The organism is Thalassotalea psychrophila (assembly GCF_031583595.1).
Lineage (GTDB): Bacteria > Pseudomonadota > Gammaproteobacteria > Enterobacterales > Alteromonadaceae > Thalassotalea_A > Thalassotalea_A psychrophila.
Window position 1 is genome coordinate 2,769,292 of sequence record NZ_CP134145.1, and the last position, 14,237, is coordinate 2,783,528.

Sequence of the window (14,237 nt, forward strand, 5' to 3'; positions counted from 1 at the left end):
TAACATATATACTTTAGTGCACTCAGAGTGAATTCAATTTAATAATGACTACAGAACCTTCTAAAAAGAATACCATACTCGTTGTCGATGACGAACCAGGCAATATAGATCTAGCCTCAGCGTTATTAAAAGATAAGTACAAGGTTAAAGCTGCTACCAATGGTAAATTAGCGTTAAAAATTGCCCAAGCAGATCCTAATATCGATTTGATATTACTAGATATTATGATGCCAGAAATGGATGGCTATGAAGTATGTAAAGAAATTAAAGCTAATGAAGCCACTAAAAACATCCCTGTGATCTTTTTAACAGCAAAAGCAGAAATTGCCGATATAACCAGTGGTTTTACATTAGGCGCTGTCGATTATATAACTAAGCCGCTACAGCCAGAAATTCTTAAAGCAAGAGTAAAAACCCATGTAACCTTACATGAAAGTCAAATAGCATTAGAGAATCAAGTTGAAACTCTAATAGAAAATGCTAAGTTACGGGAAGATATAGAAAAACTTACCCATCATGATTTAAAAGGTCCACTTGGCGTTATTCTGTTTGAATTACCTAAAATAGCGGATAAAAATGTCGCTCGTTCTATAGAAGAGTCAACCAATAATGTATTGAGTATGATAAACAATACTTTGGACATTTTTAAAATTGAAAATGACACCTACCCACTGTCTCCAGACATGGTTGATTTAAATAAATTAGTCGATAAAGCAATAAAAGCAATTAGCAGTTTAGCGGAAAAGAAAAATATACGTTTTAATGTAGAGTCTAAACAACCATCGACTTACATGGATGCTGAAGAGTTATTGTGTTTATCAATATTCAATAACTTAGTTAAAAACGCTGTAGAAGCATCCCCTGACAATGAAGAAATAAACATTACCATTTCTGAATCAAATGACGAAATAGAGTTTAAACTTCATAATACCGGAGCAATACCAGCCGATCTTCGTGAAACGTTATTTGAAAAATATTCAACCTCAAACCATATTCGCGGTTCAGGGCTTGGGGCATATTCAGCCAAACTTATGACCGAAGCGCAAAAAGGCAGAATTAGTTTTAATATTATTGATGAAATATATACTGAGTTTACGGTAATAATGCCGGCATACTAACTAAATACATAAATAATCATGAACAATTAAAATCAGTTATTCACTTTGATTAAATAACTGATTTTCTAGCGTTTTACCATTAATTAACTGACGATATAGCCAACCATTTTGATGACATAACTGTAAAATTTGTATATCTAATGCTACGTCACCTTCACTAACTTCAAATGAAATCAAATATTCTTTATCCTGACTGTTAATTACTTGAGTAACTTGCGCTAATCCTTTTAAAGCAGGTATCAAGTCATCGTGCTGTTTTGACATGCGCAAAGTGATAAAGTGTGTGTCTACTGAATTGGTTAATGTGTGATGTTGCTGTAAACAGCCATTATCTAAATATAGCACCCGGTTACATAAACGTTCTAATTCACTTAAATCATGAGAACTTAGGATGAAAGTAGTTTGACTTGAAAGCTCAGCAACAAGTGAGCGGATTTCACGTGCATTATGAGGATCTAAACCGGCTGTTGCTTCATCTAATATCACAATTTCAGCGTCGCCAATCAAGGCTTGAGCAATCGTCACTCGCTTACGCATTCCATGAGATAAAGCACTTGGCTTTTCATTTATAGAATCTTCTAAACCTACTAATTTTAAAGTTCGTTGAGCTTCCAACTTTGCTTGTTGCTTAGTAAACCCTTGCAGTTGCGCATAAAATGTTAATTGTTTGGCAATTGAAAAACGAGGATCTAATTGTGCATCTTGAGGTAAAGCAGCCAAACGAGATAAATTCCCTCGTTTACCTGGTTCATCTCCAAACACCGACACTTTACCACTACTAGGTTTAATATAACCACATAGAATACTTAGCAAGGTAGTTTTTCCTGCTCCATTAGGTCCAACTAATGCTATGGGCTCACCTTTGTTGATCACAAACTCAACATTATTTAACGCATGTTTATCACCAAAAAATTTATGCACTCCTGACACTTCGATTAAAGCACTCATAACGAACACCGTTTCATTTTAAAGTATGCCATGCAAAGAAAAGCCATCATTTGACTCAGTGAAACCAAGTAAATAGTTAAACTCTGCTCCGGTGAATTAATCACATCAGAAATTTGGGTTCCTGGTATTAAATATCCTAAATAAACTAATATGGGTAATTTAGATTCCACTAATGTGATAATCATCGGCCCTAAACCGAAAAATAAGATGCTAAAAAGCACTACTTTTTTAGCTGATGTGGTGAAACTGTTAAACAAAGTCATTAGCGCGATAAAAGGTAAAACTAGTATCACTAACTGAAAGTACAGTTGACTTGCTTTAAGTATTCCTGAAGAGAGTAAATCACTATCACGAAATGCAACCATCAATACTGTTGTCACTAAACTTAACCCGATAAGAACAGTCATGATAACAAGCTGGCCTAAAAACCGGCCAAAGATTATTTCTCCGCGTGTTGCCCGTAAAGAGATAAACCGTAAGGTACCTCTTTCTCTGTCGGCACAAGTTTGATCACTAGTGATAACAATGGTAAATATTGGAAAAATATAAAGTGCGATTAGCCAGTAAATAGCAAGTTCAGCTACTGGCCACTTTAATAATGTAGATAAGCCTAAAGCTCCAAACATACTTTTAGCCACGTCTTTAAATAATGGCGAGGATATAAATTCAAAAGCAGAATTAACTGGATAATATAAAATCAAAAACCAAACCAGTAAAAATGCAAATAAAGCTAATAAACCACTCTTTGTTTGAAACACCCGGGTTATTTCAAAACAGGCCAAATGCCATAATCTTAATAGAGTTGGTTGAAATGAAGAATTCAATGTTTTCACCAATAGTTAAGAACTCACCTTAAAATAAGTTATACCAATTTAAGATAACATTCAAAGGTTTGGTTGTAACAGAATTTATGCTGGCTGGACAGCCCCCAATACACACTCCACGTTTCCCGTTTCTCGTTTCTCGTTTCTCGTTTCTCGTTTCTCAGACATTAAAAAGGCCCTGTAGTAAACTACAGAGCCTTTAAATTTATTAAAGTATCACTTTATCTAAACGATAACGCTGGTTCTAATACTTCAAAGTTTTCTTCTAGTAGCTCTTTTGACAATACCTGTTGATCATCATCTTGAATAACTAATGCGGTTTGTTTGCCTTTAGCAGTTAATTTGAAACGATAAGCACCATCCTTTATATTCACAACGGGGATTTCATCACCCCAGATAGAATCCCATAGGCTTGGTTCAATCAAAGTATATTCTACCTCATAGAAATATTTATCTTCATTAAGGTCTGTCACTGCAAAATTATATTGCTCAAAGAAGCCTGGCAAATAGCGCCATAATTCATCAAGAGGATAATCAATAATTAGTGCTGGTTCACCTTTATCGGATTCCCCTAAGGTTACTATTTCCATATTAGCTCGGGCAATACGATCATCACGATTATTTAAACGATATTGGTAATCAAGCTGTGAAGTAACTGCATTTATCATCGCCATTTCTACACGCTGTTGTTCAATAGGGTCAATTTTTTTAGTCGAGCCTTTATCAGAAGTATGCATGTAATCGATTAATTCAACATTTAAACCTACGCTACGACCGTGCGGCTTAGTAACTAAAGAATATCGAAAACGCCAACTCTCAGTTAAATCGATGCTTGACCAAAATAAGTAACCACTCTCTTCTTCAAGGTGAAACCAATCAGATTCCCAAACATTATTTACAGGATCTTCGCTAGTAAAGGTTACCTCTTCAGTGCCAAGGTAATCTTTGATAGCTTTAATTACTAATTCACGTAAATCACGGTCATCATCAATTTGATCAAACCAAATAGCAGCCTCTTTATCAAATTCATCAATCCTGCTACCTGATGCCAACGGCAATACTAGTGCCGGAGCTCGAACATCAACGTTCTTACCTACAGGTCCTTGATTTTTAACTTCAGGAATTGAATATAAGGTCGTTTCAACAGGTTTATCTAAACCCACAGGTAATTGTAATTCTTTAGCTTGTTTGATATTAACGTAATCGAAGTCGCCTTTGGCTTGTTTACGTGTTTCTACATTACTACACGCAGCAAGAGATAAACTTACTAGAGAAATAGTTAAAATACGGCGATCCATTGAAACTCCTGAGGGATAAAGCCTGCATACATAAGTATGCTTTGCTGTTGTTTAAACGATATTGGTAATATTTAACAACAGTTATTGTTATTTAAGCGCTAATCATAACCATAGATAAATCATCAATAGTTATAAACTGTGGTTACATTAGAGCATTTTGATTATGTTTTATTTATAAAGTTCCGAAAAAATTCAAATAAATTCGAAGCTCTTTTTTAATTGCGGTTTATGGTACTTGTCTGTTGTTATAAACACAAGGTTTACTGACTAAAACACGTTGAAATTTCATTGCTTAACTGTCAATAATTGAATTAGCTAGTTGAAAAACTACGCGGTAAGTTTTTATTAACACTTTATTGTCGTCAAAAGACCAACTACAATAAAATAAAATAATATAAATGTATATTGAGATTATATGAGCCATTACTTGGTATTTACCGCGCTTGGAACAGACAGGACAGGTATTGTTAGTGAAATAACGAAACTAACCAGCGAATTTGGTTGTAACATTGATGACTCGCGTATGGCTATTTTAGGTAATGAATTTACTCTAGTTATGTTGTTAAGTGGTAGTAAATCAGCAATTAATCAAATTGAATCTCGTTTGCCTTTATTAGCACACTCTCTAGCCTTGCTTACCATAATTAAACGAACGACTCAGCCGATAAAAGCCATAGTAAAGGAATGTTTAGAGGTAGAGATTAATGGTAAAGATTCAAAAGGTATTTTAAAACAAGTCACTCAATTTTTTGCGAAAAGACACATTGATCTGACCTCAATTAAAACGGTTGCAGCTCCAGAAAAAAATATCATTACAACATCTTTGCTAATTAATTTATCTGAACTTATTAACAAACAGCAATTGGAAGATGAATTCCAACAGTTATGCCAGACTTTAGCCGTAACAGGCACTTTCAAGACCCCTACTAATTTTATCCTTTAAGGAATTTTATGAACACTTTGCAAGTGGGCGATAAAGCCCCACTTTTCTCTTTATTAAATCAAAATAATGAAACTGTACAATTAGCTGATTATATAGGAACGAAGCGTGTCCTCGTTTACTTTTATCCAAAAGCTATGACACCGGGATGTACCGTACAAGCACAAGGTTTAAGGGACAGTAAAGCAAAGCTCGCTGATTTAAACACCGTTGTTTTTGGTATCAGTCCAGATGAGGTAAAAAGACTCGACAAGTTCTGTGTACGCGATGAATTAAACTTCTCTTTATTATCTGACGTAGACCACAAAGTCGCTGATGATTTTGGCGTTTGGGGCCTAAAGAAATTTATGGGCCGAGAATATGATGGTATTCACCGATTAAGCTTCTTAATTGGTTTAGATGGCAACATTGAACATGTTTTTAATAAGTTTAAAACTAAAAATCATCATGAAGTAGTGATAGATATCATCGATAAATTATAAGTTTAACCAAACGGACTAAATGATTGTTCATTTAGTCCGTTTGGTATTATTAAGCCTCGCTAATAATAGCTTCTTTATCTTCTGGCGTAGGCCAGGCATTAATAATTGCTTTAACTAAAGTAGCAAGCGGAATTGCAAAAAACACCCCCCAAAAGCCCCATAAACCACCAAACAAAATTACTGCAATAATTATCGCTACGGGATGTAAGTTAACAGCTTCTGAAAACAACAATGGCACTAGTATATTGCCATCTATAACTTGAATAATTCCATAAGCTAACATCAAGTAACCAAACTCAGGGCTAATTCCCCATTGGAATAAACCAACTAAACAAACAGGAATAGTGACTACTGTAGCTCCTACATATGGCACGAGTACTGACAATCCAACTAAAGCGCCAAGTAGCACGCCATAGCGTAAATCAAGAAGCACAAACGCTAACGTAGAAGCGATACCTATAATTAAAATTTCAATGACCTTACCACGAATATAATTATGAATTTGTTGATGCATTTCAGTGGCAACTTGCGAGGTTAGACGGCGTTCTTTTGGAAAAAAACGAGCTGCGTTTTGCATCATATCGACTTTATCTTTCAAAAAGAAAAACACCATTAACGGCACTAAGATCAAGTAGATAAGCAATGCGACTAAATCAGATATAGAGTTAAGAGAAGCTTCTAAAACAACTTGACCCCATACTAGAAGTTTGTCCTTTACCGAGCTGATAATGGCATCTATTTGATCTACTTTTACTAAATCAGGATACTTTTCTGGCAGGGTTAATAAATAGGTATTCCCCTGCACCAACATTTGTGGCACTTCAGAAATTAAATTAGATGTTTGCTGCCAAAGTACCGGGAGTAACCCTAAAATAGTTAGCAAACCAATACCGGTAAAAAGTACCATGACAATAATCACGGCTTTATTTCGGCTCAAACCTGTTTTTACAAACCTTTGTACTGGCGATTCCAACAAAAATGCTAAAGCCACTGCCACAATCACTGGCATTAACAAGTTACCAAAGTAGTACAACAAGGCAAATGCAATTAAGATGAACAACGTTAAAGTAACCACATGTGGGTCTGAAAATTTTTCTTTATACCAATCAACAATATATTTAATCATGTAGTGTTTACTCTTTTATTATTGTTATCTTGACTTGTTGTTTTGCAAGTAAGATTTGTTCAAAAGGGATATTTAACTTAAATAATAAGCGAGGAATATCTTGAATAGACCCTGGGTCGGCTAATAATAATGTTAATGTCTGCCCAGTTGATAGCTGTTTGAGTAACAATTTGGTTTTTACCAAAGGCAGAGGACATTTTTCAAGTCTACCATCATATTGTAGTGTTTTAGCCATGTTTTGCGAAATAATCATTATTTTGTAAAATAGTAGCAATTACACAAAGTTAAATAAACCTATTATGTATATATGAACTTGTAAAACGTCATAACATAATTCAATATATAGACTTAGAATACATTAATAAACTTGCAACAATTTATATGCAACTTTATTGATACTTTAGGCTCTAAACTTTGTCACCAGATTTATCAGCACTTTCAGGATCTTAATGAAAAAATCATTTATCACTATCATCAGTTTCTCCATCAGTTTTTTATTTGCAACTAGTGCCCATTCATTAGCCACCGATAAAAATCAATTACCTGAAATAGGTACCTCTGCAGTAAGTACCCTATCTTTAGATAAAGAACGAATGTACGGGCAAGCGATGATGCGCTCAGTTAGAGCATCACAGCCGATAATTCACGACCCGGTATTAATTGAATATATTAATGATTTAGGTAATGAGTTAGTTAAAAATGCTGAGGGGGTAAATTATCAATTTCAATTTTTCCTTCTTAATAATAAAGAACTAAACGCCTTCGCATTTTTTGGTGGCCACATAGGTACTCATTCTGGATTAATTACCATGGCAGATAATGAAAGTGAATTAGCTTCAGTTCTTTCTCATGAGATTGCCCATGTAACACAGCGTCATCTAGCTCGAAAAATGGAAGCTCAGTCACGTACAGCCCCATTAACAATTGCAGGTATGGTTACCGGTGTATTGTTAACGCTTATTAATCCACAAGCTGGATTTGCAGCCTTAACAACGACTATGGCCGCGGGGCAACAAGCTAGTATCAACTATACGCGAAGTAATGAAAGCGAAGCTGACCGCGTTGGAATGGGCATTCTTGTTAATAGCGGGTTTGATCCAAATGGAGCGCCTGATTTTTTTAGAAAAATGTCAGGTAAATACCGTTACACCTCAAAGCCACCTGCAATGTTATTAACTCATCCATTACCCGAGTCACGCATTACTGACTCTCGTAACCGTGCGCAGTTGTATCCTAATAAGTTACTGGCACCAAGTTTGAATTTTGAATTAGCCAAAGCTCGTTTAAGAGCAAGATATGAAGGTAATGGCAAAGATAATATTAGTATGTTTTCTGATGAAATTAGACTTGGAAAATACAACATCAAACAGGCAGCATTATATGGTCAAGGACTGTCATACTTTGAAGATAAACAATATGAGAAAGCAGAAGAAATCATAAACAGTTTATTATCAGCAGATCCAAAGAACCTTTTCTATGTTGATGCAATGACTGACATACTTATCGAACAAAAAAAATTCGAACCTGCACTGTCAATGCTATCCAAACTCAACTTAATTATGCCTCATAATCAGGTAGTCACTTTAAACTATGCAAACACAGCGCAAACGGCTAAACAATATGAACTTGCCAGTACCTTATTACAAGATTACTTAATCGTTAATCGGGAAGACTTTGTTGCCAATGATCTATTAACTAAAGTTTACGGTAAACAGAAAAAGACAGCACAAATGCACGCCCAACAGGCAGAAGTATATGCATTATTAGGTGGATATCAGAAAGCAATAGATGAATTACATACTGCATATAATGCAACCGCCAAAAACACCTTAATGCAAAAAAGAATTAAAGCAAGAATTTTACAATTTCAAGAAAAAGAAGATCAACTGAAACGTTTATAAATTGATCATCAAACAAAATCCAAATAATTTTAATAGAGAATGAAGTAATGCTAACAATTTATCATAATCCACGCTGTTCAAAAAGTCGTCAAACCTTAGCACTTATTGAAGAAACCAATACAGATGTAGAAATTGTAGAATATTTAAAAAACCCACCGAGTATCGAAACTTTAGCAAATATATTAGGGCTTTTAGCAGTTGAGCCTAGAGCTATGATGCGCACTAAAGAAGATGAATATAAGCAACAAAATTTATCAGATAAAAATATCAGTAACGATGAATTACTTGCGGCGATGGCAGCAACGCCTAAATTGATAGAACGTCCTATTGTAGTTTCGGGTAATAAAGCATGTATTGGCCGTCCTCCTGAAAATGTATTGGCTCTTTTGTAGTAACAACATGAAAAATCAATCAATTTCTACTGACAATTTACGCAAAATAGCCTTATTTGGCTACTTTGGCTTATTAATATTTATGCCTTTTTGGTTATTTGTTTTAGCGCCTAGTGAAAGCTTATCTATGCCTTTAACATTCATAATGTTTATTTTACCATTATTATTTCCGCTAAGAGGCATGTTAAAAGGCAACCCTTACACATTTGCTTGGGCAAATTTTATCGTTATGATTTATTTCCTGCATAGTTTAACAACCCTTTGGGTATCTAGTGATGAACGAATTTTGGCTGCCATAGAATTCATCTTTGCAACAACAATGTTCTTTGCCGGGTCCTATTATTCAAAGTACCGTGGCATTGAACTAGGTTTAGGCTTAAAAAAATTAAAAGTTGAACTAAAAGAAGAACGCGAAGCAAACGACCTAAAAAATAAAAAAAACTAATAGGTAGAGGAAAGTTTATGAAGTATCCACTCATATTTTCAGTATTATTTTTACTTACCTCATGTGGAGATAATATTGATGAGTCAGGCATTATTACACCAGGAGAACCAAGTGTTTCTCTAGTAAGTGGTAAAAATGCAGATTTAATTTTATTAAAGCCAAAACAATCAATCTCTGAAATAAATTGGCAGCAAACCAGTGGTGAAACGGTAGAGTTTTTAAGTGAACAATCTAAAGTGATCTCATTTACTATACCATCCGCTGGTGATTATAGTTTTGAAGTCTCTTATGTCAGTGATGGCAATGATGAGATAGAAAAGGTCACTTTTACAGCTGAAACGGGATCACCAAAACTAGTCGCTCGTTTAGGGCATAGTGTCGTTGAAGATGCAGGAGTATCACTACGAGTATTTACTAGCAGTGATATTGATCTAGAAAGTATTTCATGGCAACAATTATCAGGCCCAGAGATTAATTTTGACACAGATAATACTAACAAAGAAATTGCAATTTTTAACTCTCCAAAAGTACTAGAAGATAGTATCATTGAGATTGAAGTAAGCGCCCAAGATACTAGCGGTAGTACATATAAAGATGTGGTTTCTGTTTTAATTGAAGACCGCCCTGGTATTCCATCTAACGCATATTTTGATGACGACGACCCAGGTTCAGCTTTAGCGAATGTCTATGTATACAATCCAAACTCAGCTTATAAAGACGCATTAATTAACTGTGTTTATTCCAATCAACTAAGTAGTTCATGTGATTTGGGCGAACTGCCTATTCTTGCTGATGAAACTAATGGTGATACACCTTCTATCGAACAAATCATGGACAGAGTTGTTGTTTCTCATGATTGGATGGCAGAAAATTTTAAAGCCTATCTAGAAACCTTTGATACTAATAATGACTTTAAGAATTTACTTAGAGCAACAACTGCAATTGTTTTATCCTATGATATTCGTCCATCTTTTTATTGGGCTGCAACAGGTGCTATTTACTTAGATCCTAACAATTTGTGGTTAACCGCACAAGAAAGAGATACCATCAATGAAGCTCCTGATTACCGTGCAAATTTTGGCTCTGAATTACAATTTGTTATGCCTTGGCGTTATGTGAAAAATAACGATTATGTTTCTTTTTCATTTCCAGTATCAGAGCGTTTAGATCGAGATTTGGCGCATATTAAATATGATTTAGCCGATTTGCTTTATCATGAACTGGCCCATGCCAACGATTATTTTCCGCAAACTGAATGGGGAACTTATTCAGGCTCTACTAGGTTTTTGGATGCTGCATTAAACAAAGCAGAGATTTCAGATGATTTAATCGTACTTTTCCCTTTGCAAAGTCAGGAAATGAAAGACTTAGCTGCAGTGAGATTTTTAGGTGAAGATGCTAATGCAGTTCAAAAATCTTATAAACCCGACGATGTAAGCATTTTTTACAAAGACGATGTATCTAACGGTTTTTATAATTACACCAACGAAAAAGAAGATCTAGGGATACTATTCGAATCACTAATGATGTCACTACGCTATGGCGTTCAGCGAGATACTGCTGTTACATCTGATAGAGATGGCGGCTATGTTGTAAGTTGGGGCCAGCGTGGTCGCATTGCCGACTCCGGAGTTAGTGAACGAGCATCTTATGTGACAAGCCGTTTACTGCCAGAGTTTGACTTAACGTTAATAGATACTTTGCCAGCACCAATTCAAATGACCAAAGGTCTAGATTGGTGGGATAACTTACCAATAAGCCCACAAGGCACGGCTCAATTGCAAAGTAAAAGTCAGTTAGGCAATAAAGACAAAGCAATTAGAATTCATCAAGCTCATGGTAAACCGCTACCTAGACACTAAATGCTAAGTGCTAAGTGCTAAGTGCTAAGTATGATATCAAACTAAACCCCAGCAATTGCTGGGGTTTATTGTTTAAGTCTAACTCAACTAAATAGGGGGTACGCCACACTTCACGTTTCTCGTTTCTAAAACTTATAATGAAAACTCATCGAAACCATTGAGAACTCTTCTTCTACATCAGCTAAATTTTGATGATGGTTATCGTCATCAGCTTCTAAGTCGGCTTCCATAGCATCAAAACCTAAACGAAAAGCAATTTGCTCACTAACATCAACTTGCAAACCAGCTCCTAGAGCTAAGCCCGCACTAGCCCAATAGTCGTCACCACTATGACGATAAGTGTCACCATGTTTATGCAAATCTTCACTGTAAAGCAATATCCCTAAACCGGCTTTTACATAAATAGATACCTGCTCGGTTATATTAATATGCAAAACAGGAGTTACAGTTAATGCAGTTAAGTAAACCTCATCGATTGGTATTGAAGAGGGCCGCTCATTTATTCCCCCGACAACAACGATACTGCTTTCTAATGACCATTTATCAGCAAAATTAAATCCAATATAAAAACCAAAGGCTGAATTTTGATCAGATTGAGTATATTCACCCTCTGGTGTACCAAGTTGGCCTTGAAAGGTTTCTTTTGTATCAGCACTGCCAATTAAGCCACCTAAATAAAAATATGAGCGAGCGGGAGTAATATTTGGCTGTTCAGCTAATGCATTGGTAACCAAAAAGCTAAGTAAAAGAACACAGGAAGATAAAGACTTATGCATATAAGTTGCCTAATACTAATGATGTATATTTTCATTAAGTATAGGCAACATACTCGTCCCACTTCAAGATGCAGGTTTCAGAGTACTTGAGCGATGCCAATACAAGGCGCAGTTATGTAGAAATGGTTATTCCCTTTCAAATAGCTGCAACGATGTAGTGGGATTGCTCAAGAACTTCTTCGATGGGTTTAAAAGCAATTTATGCCGCGTTAATAATTTTAACAATGGAACAACCATTCTCGGCTTTGGCATCCTGCGTCGCTCTACCTTCACCATCCATGGTGCCGTCTAAATTTTTAATTCAAGGATGAATTAACTTAGAATTATCATGGATGATATAAATTCTGAATGCCTTGCCTAAATTGCTTTTAACTCCCACTGAAATCCTGCATATTGAGGTGGAACGGGTATATATAAAATTTAAATGGAACCGTTAATCACTCTCTTTGTCAGATAGCTTACTGCCCTTTTCACGCAAACGTTGTCGATAATTAGCTTTAGCAAGCTTCTGCATGTCAGCGTCTTTATCACTTTCGTCAACAATTTCACGACCTAAAATGGTTTCAATCGCATCTTCTAAAGTAACAATACCAGCGGTTTGGCCAAAGTGATCTTCTACTAAAAACATATGCTCTTGGCGCTTAATAAATACATCAAGCAAATTAAGCACTGGAAAGCTTTCTGAAATTCGATATAAAGGGTTGGCAATATCTTTTAATGTTAAGCTCCCCTTACCTTTACGCTCATTTTCATAAAGCTGGCCCTTAATGATCACTCCGCTAATATTATCAATGCTGTCTTTATAAATAGGGATCCGGGTAAAATTAGCAGTTTTTTCTAAATCTAACGCTTCAATAACTGTAGTATTTTCATTTAAAGCATGAACAACGCTGCGCGGGGTCAGAATATCTTCAGTATCTGCATCTCTTAATTTAAGAATATTTTCGACAAGTTGATTTTCTTGGCTAGCAATAGCACCATCTTTAAAGCTTAATGAAGCAACCGCTAATACTTCTTCTCGGCTGGTTTCATTATTGCTTTTACTTGAAAATAATTTGGTTACTCGCGTAGACAACCATACTAATGGAAAGACCAATTTCACCAAAAATGAAATGGTGTACGCTGAAGGTATTGCAAGTTGTCGCCAAAAAGTAGCGCCTATAGTTTTAGGGATAATTTCAGATAGATATAAAATAGCCAAGGTAAGTAAGAACGCAATTAAAGTCTCCCATTTTTCGCCAAATACACGAATGGCCTGAGCACCAACACCCGCAGCGCCCATAGTATGAGCAAAAGTATTTAAAATAAGGATACTAGAGATAGACTGGTCGAGATTGTTTTTAACTTTAGATAAAACCTGCCCGCCTCGAGTTTTAGCTTTATTAGTACGAGCAATAAAACTAGGGGTTATGGAAAGCAATACCGCTTCTAATATTGAACAAATAAAAGAAACGCCTATGGCAATGCATAAATAAACAATTAATAATGTCATTTAAATATTGTAATAAAAAATGAGAAGAATGTAGATCCAGTTTAACCAATATAAAACAAAAATGTTATTACAAATCGTAACTGTATCAATATTTTAATCTTAACTTATTATTGAAAAGTATTGCAAGGTAGCGACAATCCACACCAGTTTTAAAAATACTAAGGCAATGAATACAATGGCAGAGCCTATGTCTTTTGCTCGACCTATTAATTCGTCATGGTCTAAACATACCTTATCGGCCAATGCTTCTAACGCTGAATTAACAAGTTCGGAAAAAAGCAAAAACAATAAACTAAAAATCAGTACCAACCAATGATTTGTTGATTGGGCGAGTACGAATGAAAACGGCAGTAATATCAGCACTAAAAGGAGTTCTTGGCGAAAAGCTGACTCATGAATCCAAGCTGCCTTAAAGCCTTTAATTGAACAATAGGTAGCTTTGAATAAACGCCTAATGCCAGTACCATTCAGTTTGTTGATTGGTGATTTATTATCGTTCATAACACAGACTTATTATTATTTTTATCGTTCGCATGTCATGATTATATTTAACCTCTGATAATAAAGCGAGAACAACACTAAAAATTTGTTTAAAAATCAATACAAAAACAGTTAATTTTAAGTTAACAGCAA

The 14,237-nt window shown here is 35.4% G+C and carries 15 protein-coding genes; 7 read left to right on the forward strand and 8 right to left on the reverse strand.

The features are described from left to right. The first annotated feature begins 44 nt into the window (after positions 1-44). Positions 45-1,118 (forward strand): hybrid sensor histidine kinase/response regulator, encoded by a 1,074-nt coding sequence (locus RGQ13_RS11270; RefSeq protein WP_348389848.1) that lies wholly within the window; start codon positions 45-47, stop codon positions 1,116-1,118. A gap of 36 nt (positions 1,119-1,154) precedes the next feature. On the opposite strand, the gene RGQ13_RS11275 is transcribed toward RGQ13_RS11270, so the two are convergent. From RGQ13_RS11275 to bamC, 3 genes are all read right to left on the reverse strand, one after another. Then, positions 1,155-2,066, reverse strand: coding sequence for an ABC transporter ATP-binding protein (locus RGQ13_RS11275; RefSeq protein WP_348389849.1), 912 nt, complete (start codon positions 2,064-2,066; stop codon positions 1,155-1,157). Continuing rightward, complete coding sequence (locus RGQ13_RS11280) at positions 2,063-2,890, reverse strand: ABC transporter permease (protein ID WP_348389850.1); 828 nt, start codon at positions 2,888-2,890, stop codon at positions 2,063-2,065. Before RGQ13_RS11280 ends, RGQ13_RS11275 begins: the two co-directional genes overlap by 4 nt. A 221-nt stretch (positions 2,891-3,111) precedes the next feature. Then, positions 3,112-4,188 carry an outer membrane protein assembly factor BamC gene (bamC, locus tag RGQ13_RS11285; protein WP_348389851.1) on the reverse strand — a complete coding sequence of 359 codons (1,077 nt, stop codon included), beginning with the start codon at positions 4,186-4,188 and terminating at the stop codon, positions 3,112-3,114. Positions 4,189-4,603: 415 nt separating this feature from the next. On the opposite strand from bamC, the gene RGQ13_RS11290 reads away from it, so the two are divergent. Both RGQ13_RS11290 and bcp read left to right on the forward strand, forming a co-directional pair. After that, the gene (locus tag RGQ13_RS11290) at positions 4,604-5,131 is read left to right on the forward strand and encodes a glycine cleavage system protein R (protein WP_348389852.1); all 528 of its coding nucleotides are present in this window, start codon (positions 4,604-4,606) and stop codon (positions 5,129-5,131) included. A gap of 8 nt (positions 5,132-5,139) precedes the next feature. After that, positions 5,140-5,610 (forward strand): thioredoxin-dependent thiol peroxidase, encoded by a 471-nt coding sequence (bcp, locus tag RGQ13_RS11295; protein ID WP_348389853.1) that lies wholly within the window; start codon positions 5,140-5,142, stop codon positions 5,608-5,610. Between the two features lie 49 nt (positions 5,611-5,659). Here the strand turns inward: bcp and RGQ13_RS11300 are convergent, their stop codons facing one another. Together RGQ13_RS11300 and RGQ13_RS11305 are read right to left on the reverse strand one after the other, a co-directional pair. Beyond that, a complete protein-coding gene (locus tag RGQ13_RS11300; protein ID WP_348389854.1) occupies positions 5,660-6,736 on the reverse strand; it encodes an AI-2E family transporter in 1,077 nt (358 codons plus the stop codon). A 7-nt stretch (positions 6,737-6,743) separates the two neighbouring features. After that, positions 6,744-6,971 carry a sulfurtransferase TusA family protein gene (locus tag RGQ13_RS11305; protein WP_348389855.1) on the reverse strand — a complete coding sequence of 76 codons (228 nt, stop codon included), beginning with the start codon at positions 6,969-6,971 and terminating at the stop codon, positions 6,744-6,746. Between the two features lie 214 nt (positions 6,972-7,185). Between RGQ13_RS11305 and bepA the strand changes: the two genes are divergently transcribed. From bepA to RGQ13_RS11325, 4 genes are read left to right on the forward strand one after another with little or no spacing between them, the layout of a single operon-like run. Further along, the gene (gene bepA / locus RGQ13_RS11310; RefSeq protein WP_348389856.1) at positions 7,186-8,637 is read left to right on the forward strand and encodes a beta-barrel assembly-enhancing protease; all 1,452 of its coding nucleotides are present in this window, start codon (positions 7,186-7,188) and stop codon (positions 8,635-8,637) included. Between the two features lie 47 nt (positions 8,638-8,684). Further along, on the forward strand, positions 8,685-9,029 hold the full coding sequence (gene arsC / locus RGQ13_RS11315) for an arsenate reductase (glutaredoxin) (protein WP_348389857.1): 345 nt from the start codon (positions 8,685-8,687) through the stop codon (positions 9,027-9,029). 7 nt (positions 9,030-9,036) lie between these two features. Beyond that, entirely contained in the window at positions 9,037-9,474 is a 438-nt protein-coding gene (locus RGQ13_RS11320; RefSeq protein WP_348389858.1) for a DUF2069 domain-containing protein, read from the forward strand. A gap of 17 nt (positions 9,475-9,491) precedes the next feature. Continuing rightward, positions 9,492-11,336, forward strand: coding sequence for a hypothetical protein (locus tag RGQ13_RS11325; protein WP_348389859.1), 1,845 nt, complete (start codon positions 9,492-9,494; stop codon positions 11,334-11,336). A 125-nt stretch (positions 11,337-11,461) separates the two neighbouring features. On the opposite strand, the gene RGQ13_RS11330 is transcribed toward RGQ13_RS11325, so the two are convergent. The 3 genes from RGQ13_RS11330 to RGQ13_RS11340 form a co-directional block, all read right to left on the reverse strand. After that, complete coding sequence (locus RGQ13_RS11330; RefSeq protein WP_348389860.1) at positions 11,462-12,112, reverse strand: outer membrane beta-barrel protein; 651 nt, start codon at positions 12,110-12,112, stop codon at positions 11,462-11,464. Positions 12,113-12,545: 433 nt separating this feature from the next. Next, complete coding sequence (locus RGQ13_RS11335) at positions 12,546-13,604, reverse strand: CNNM domain-containing protein (RefSeq protein ID WP_348389861.1); 1,059 nt, start codon at positions 13,602-13,604, stop codon at positions 12,546-12,548. Between the two features lie 99 nt (positions 13,605-13,703). Further along, on the reverse strand, positions 13,704-14,105 hold the full coding sequence (locus RGQ13_RS11340) for a diacylglycerol kinase (protein WP_348389862.1): 402 nt from the start codon (positions 14,103-14,105) through the stop codon (positions 13,704-13,706). Between the last annotated feature and the right edge of the window lie 132 nt (positions 14,106-14,237).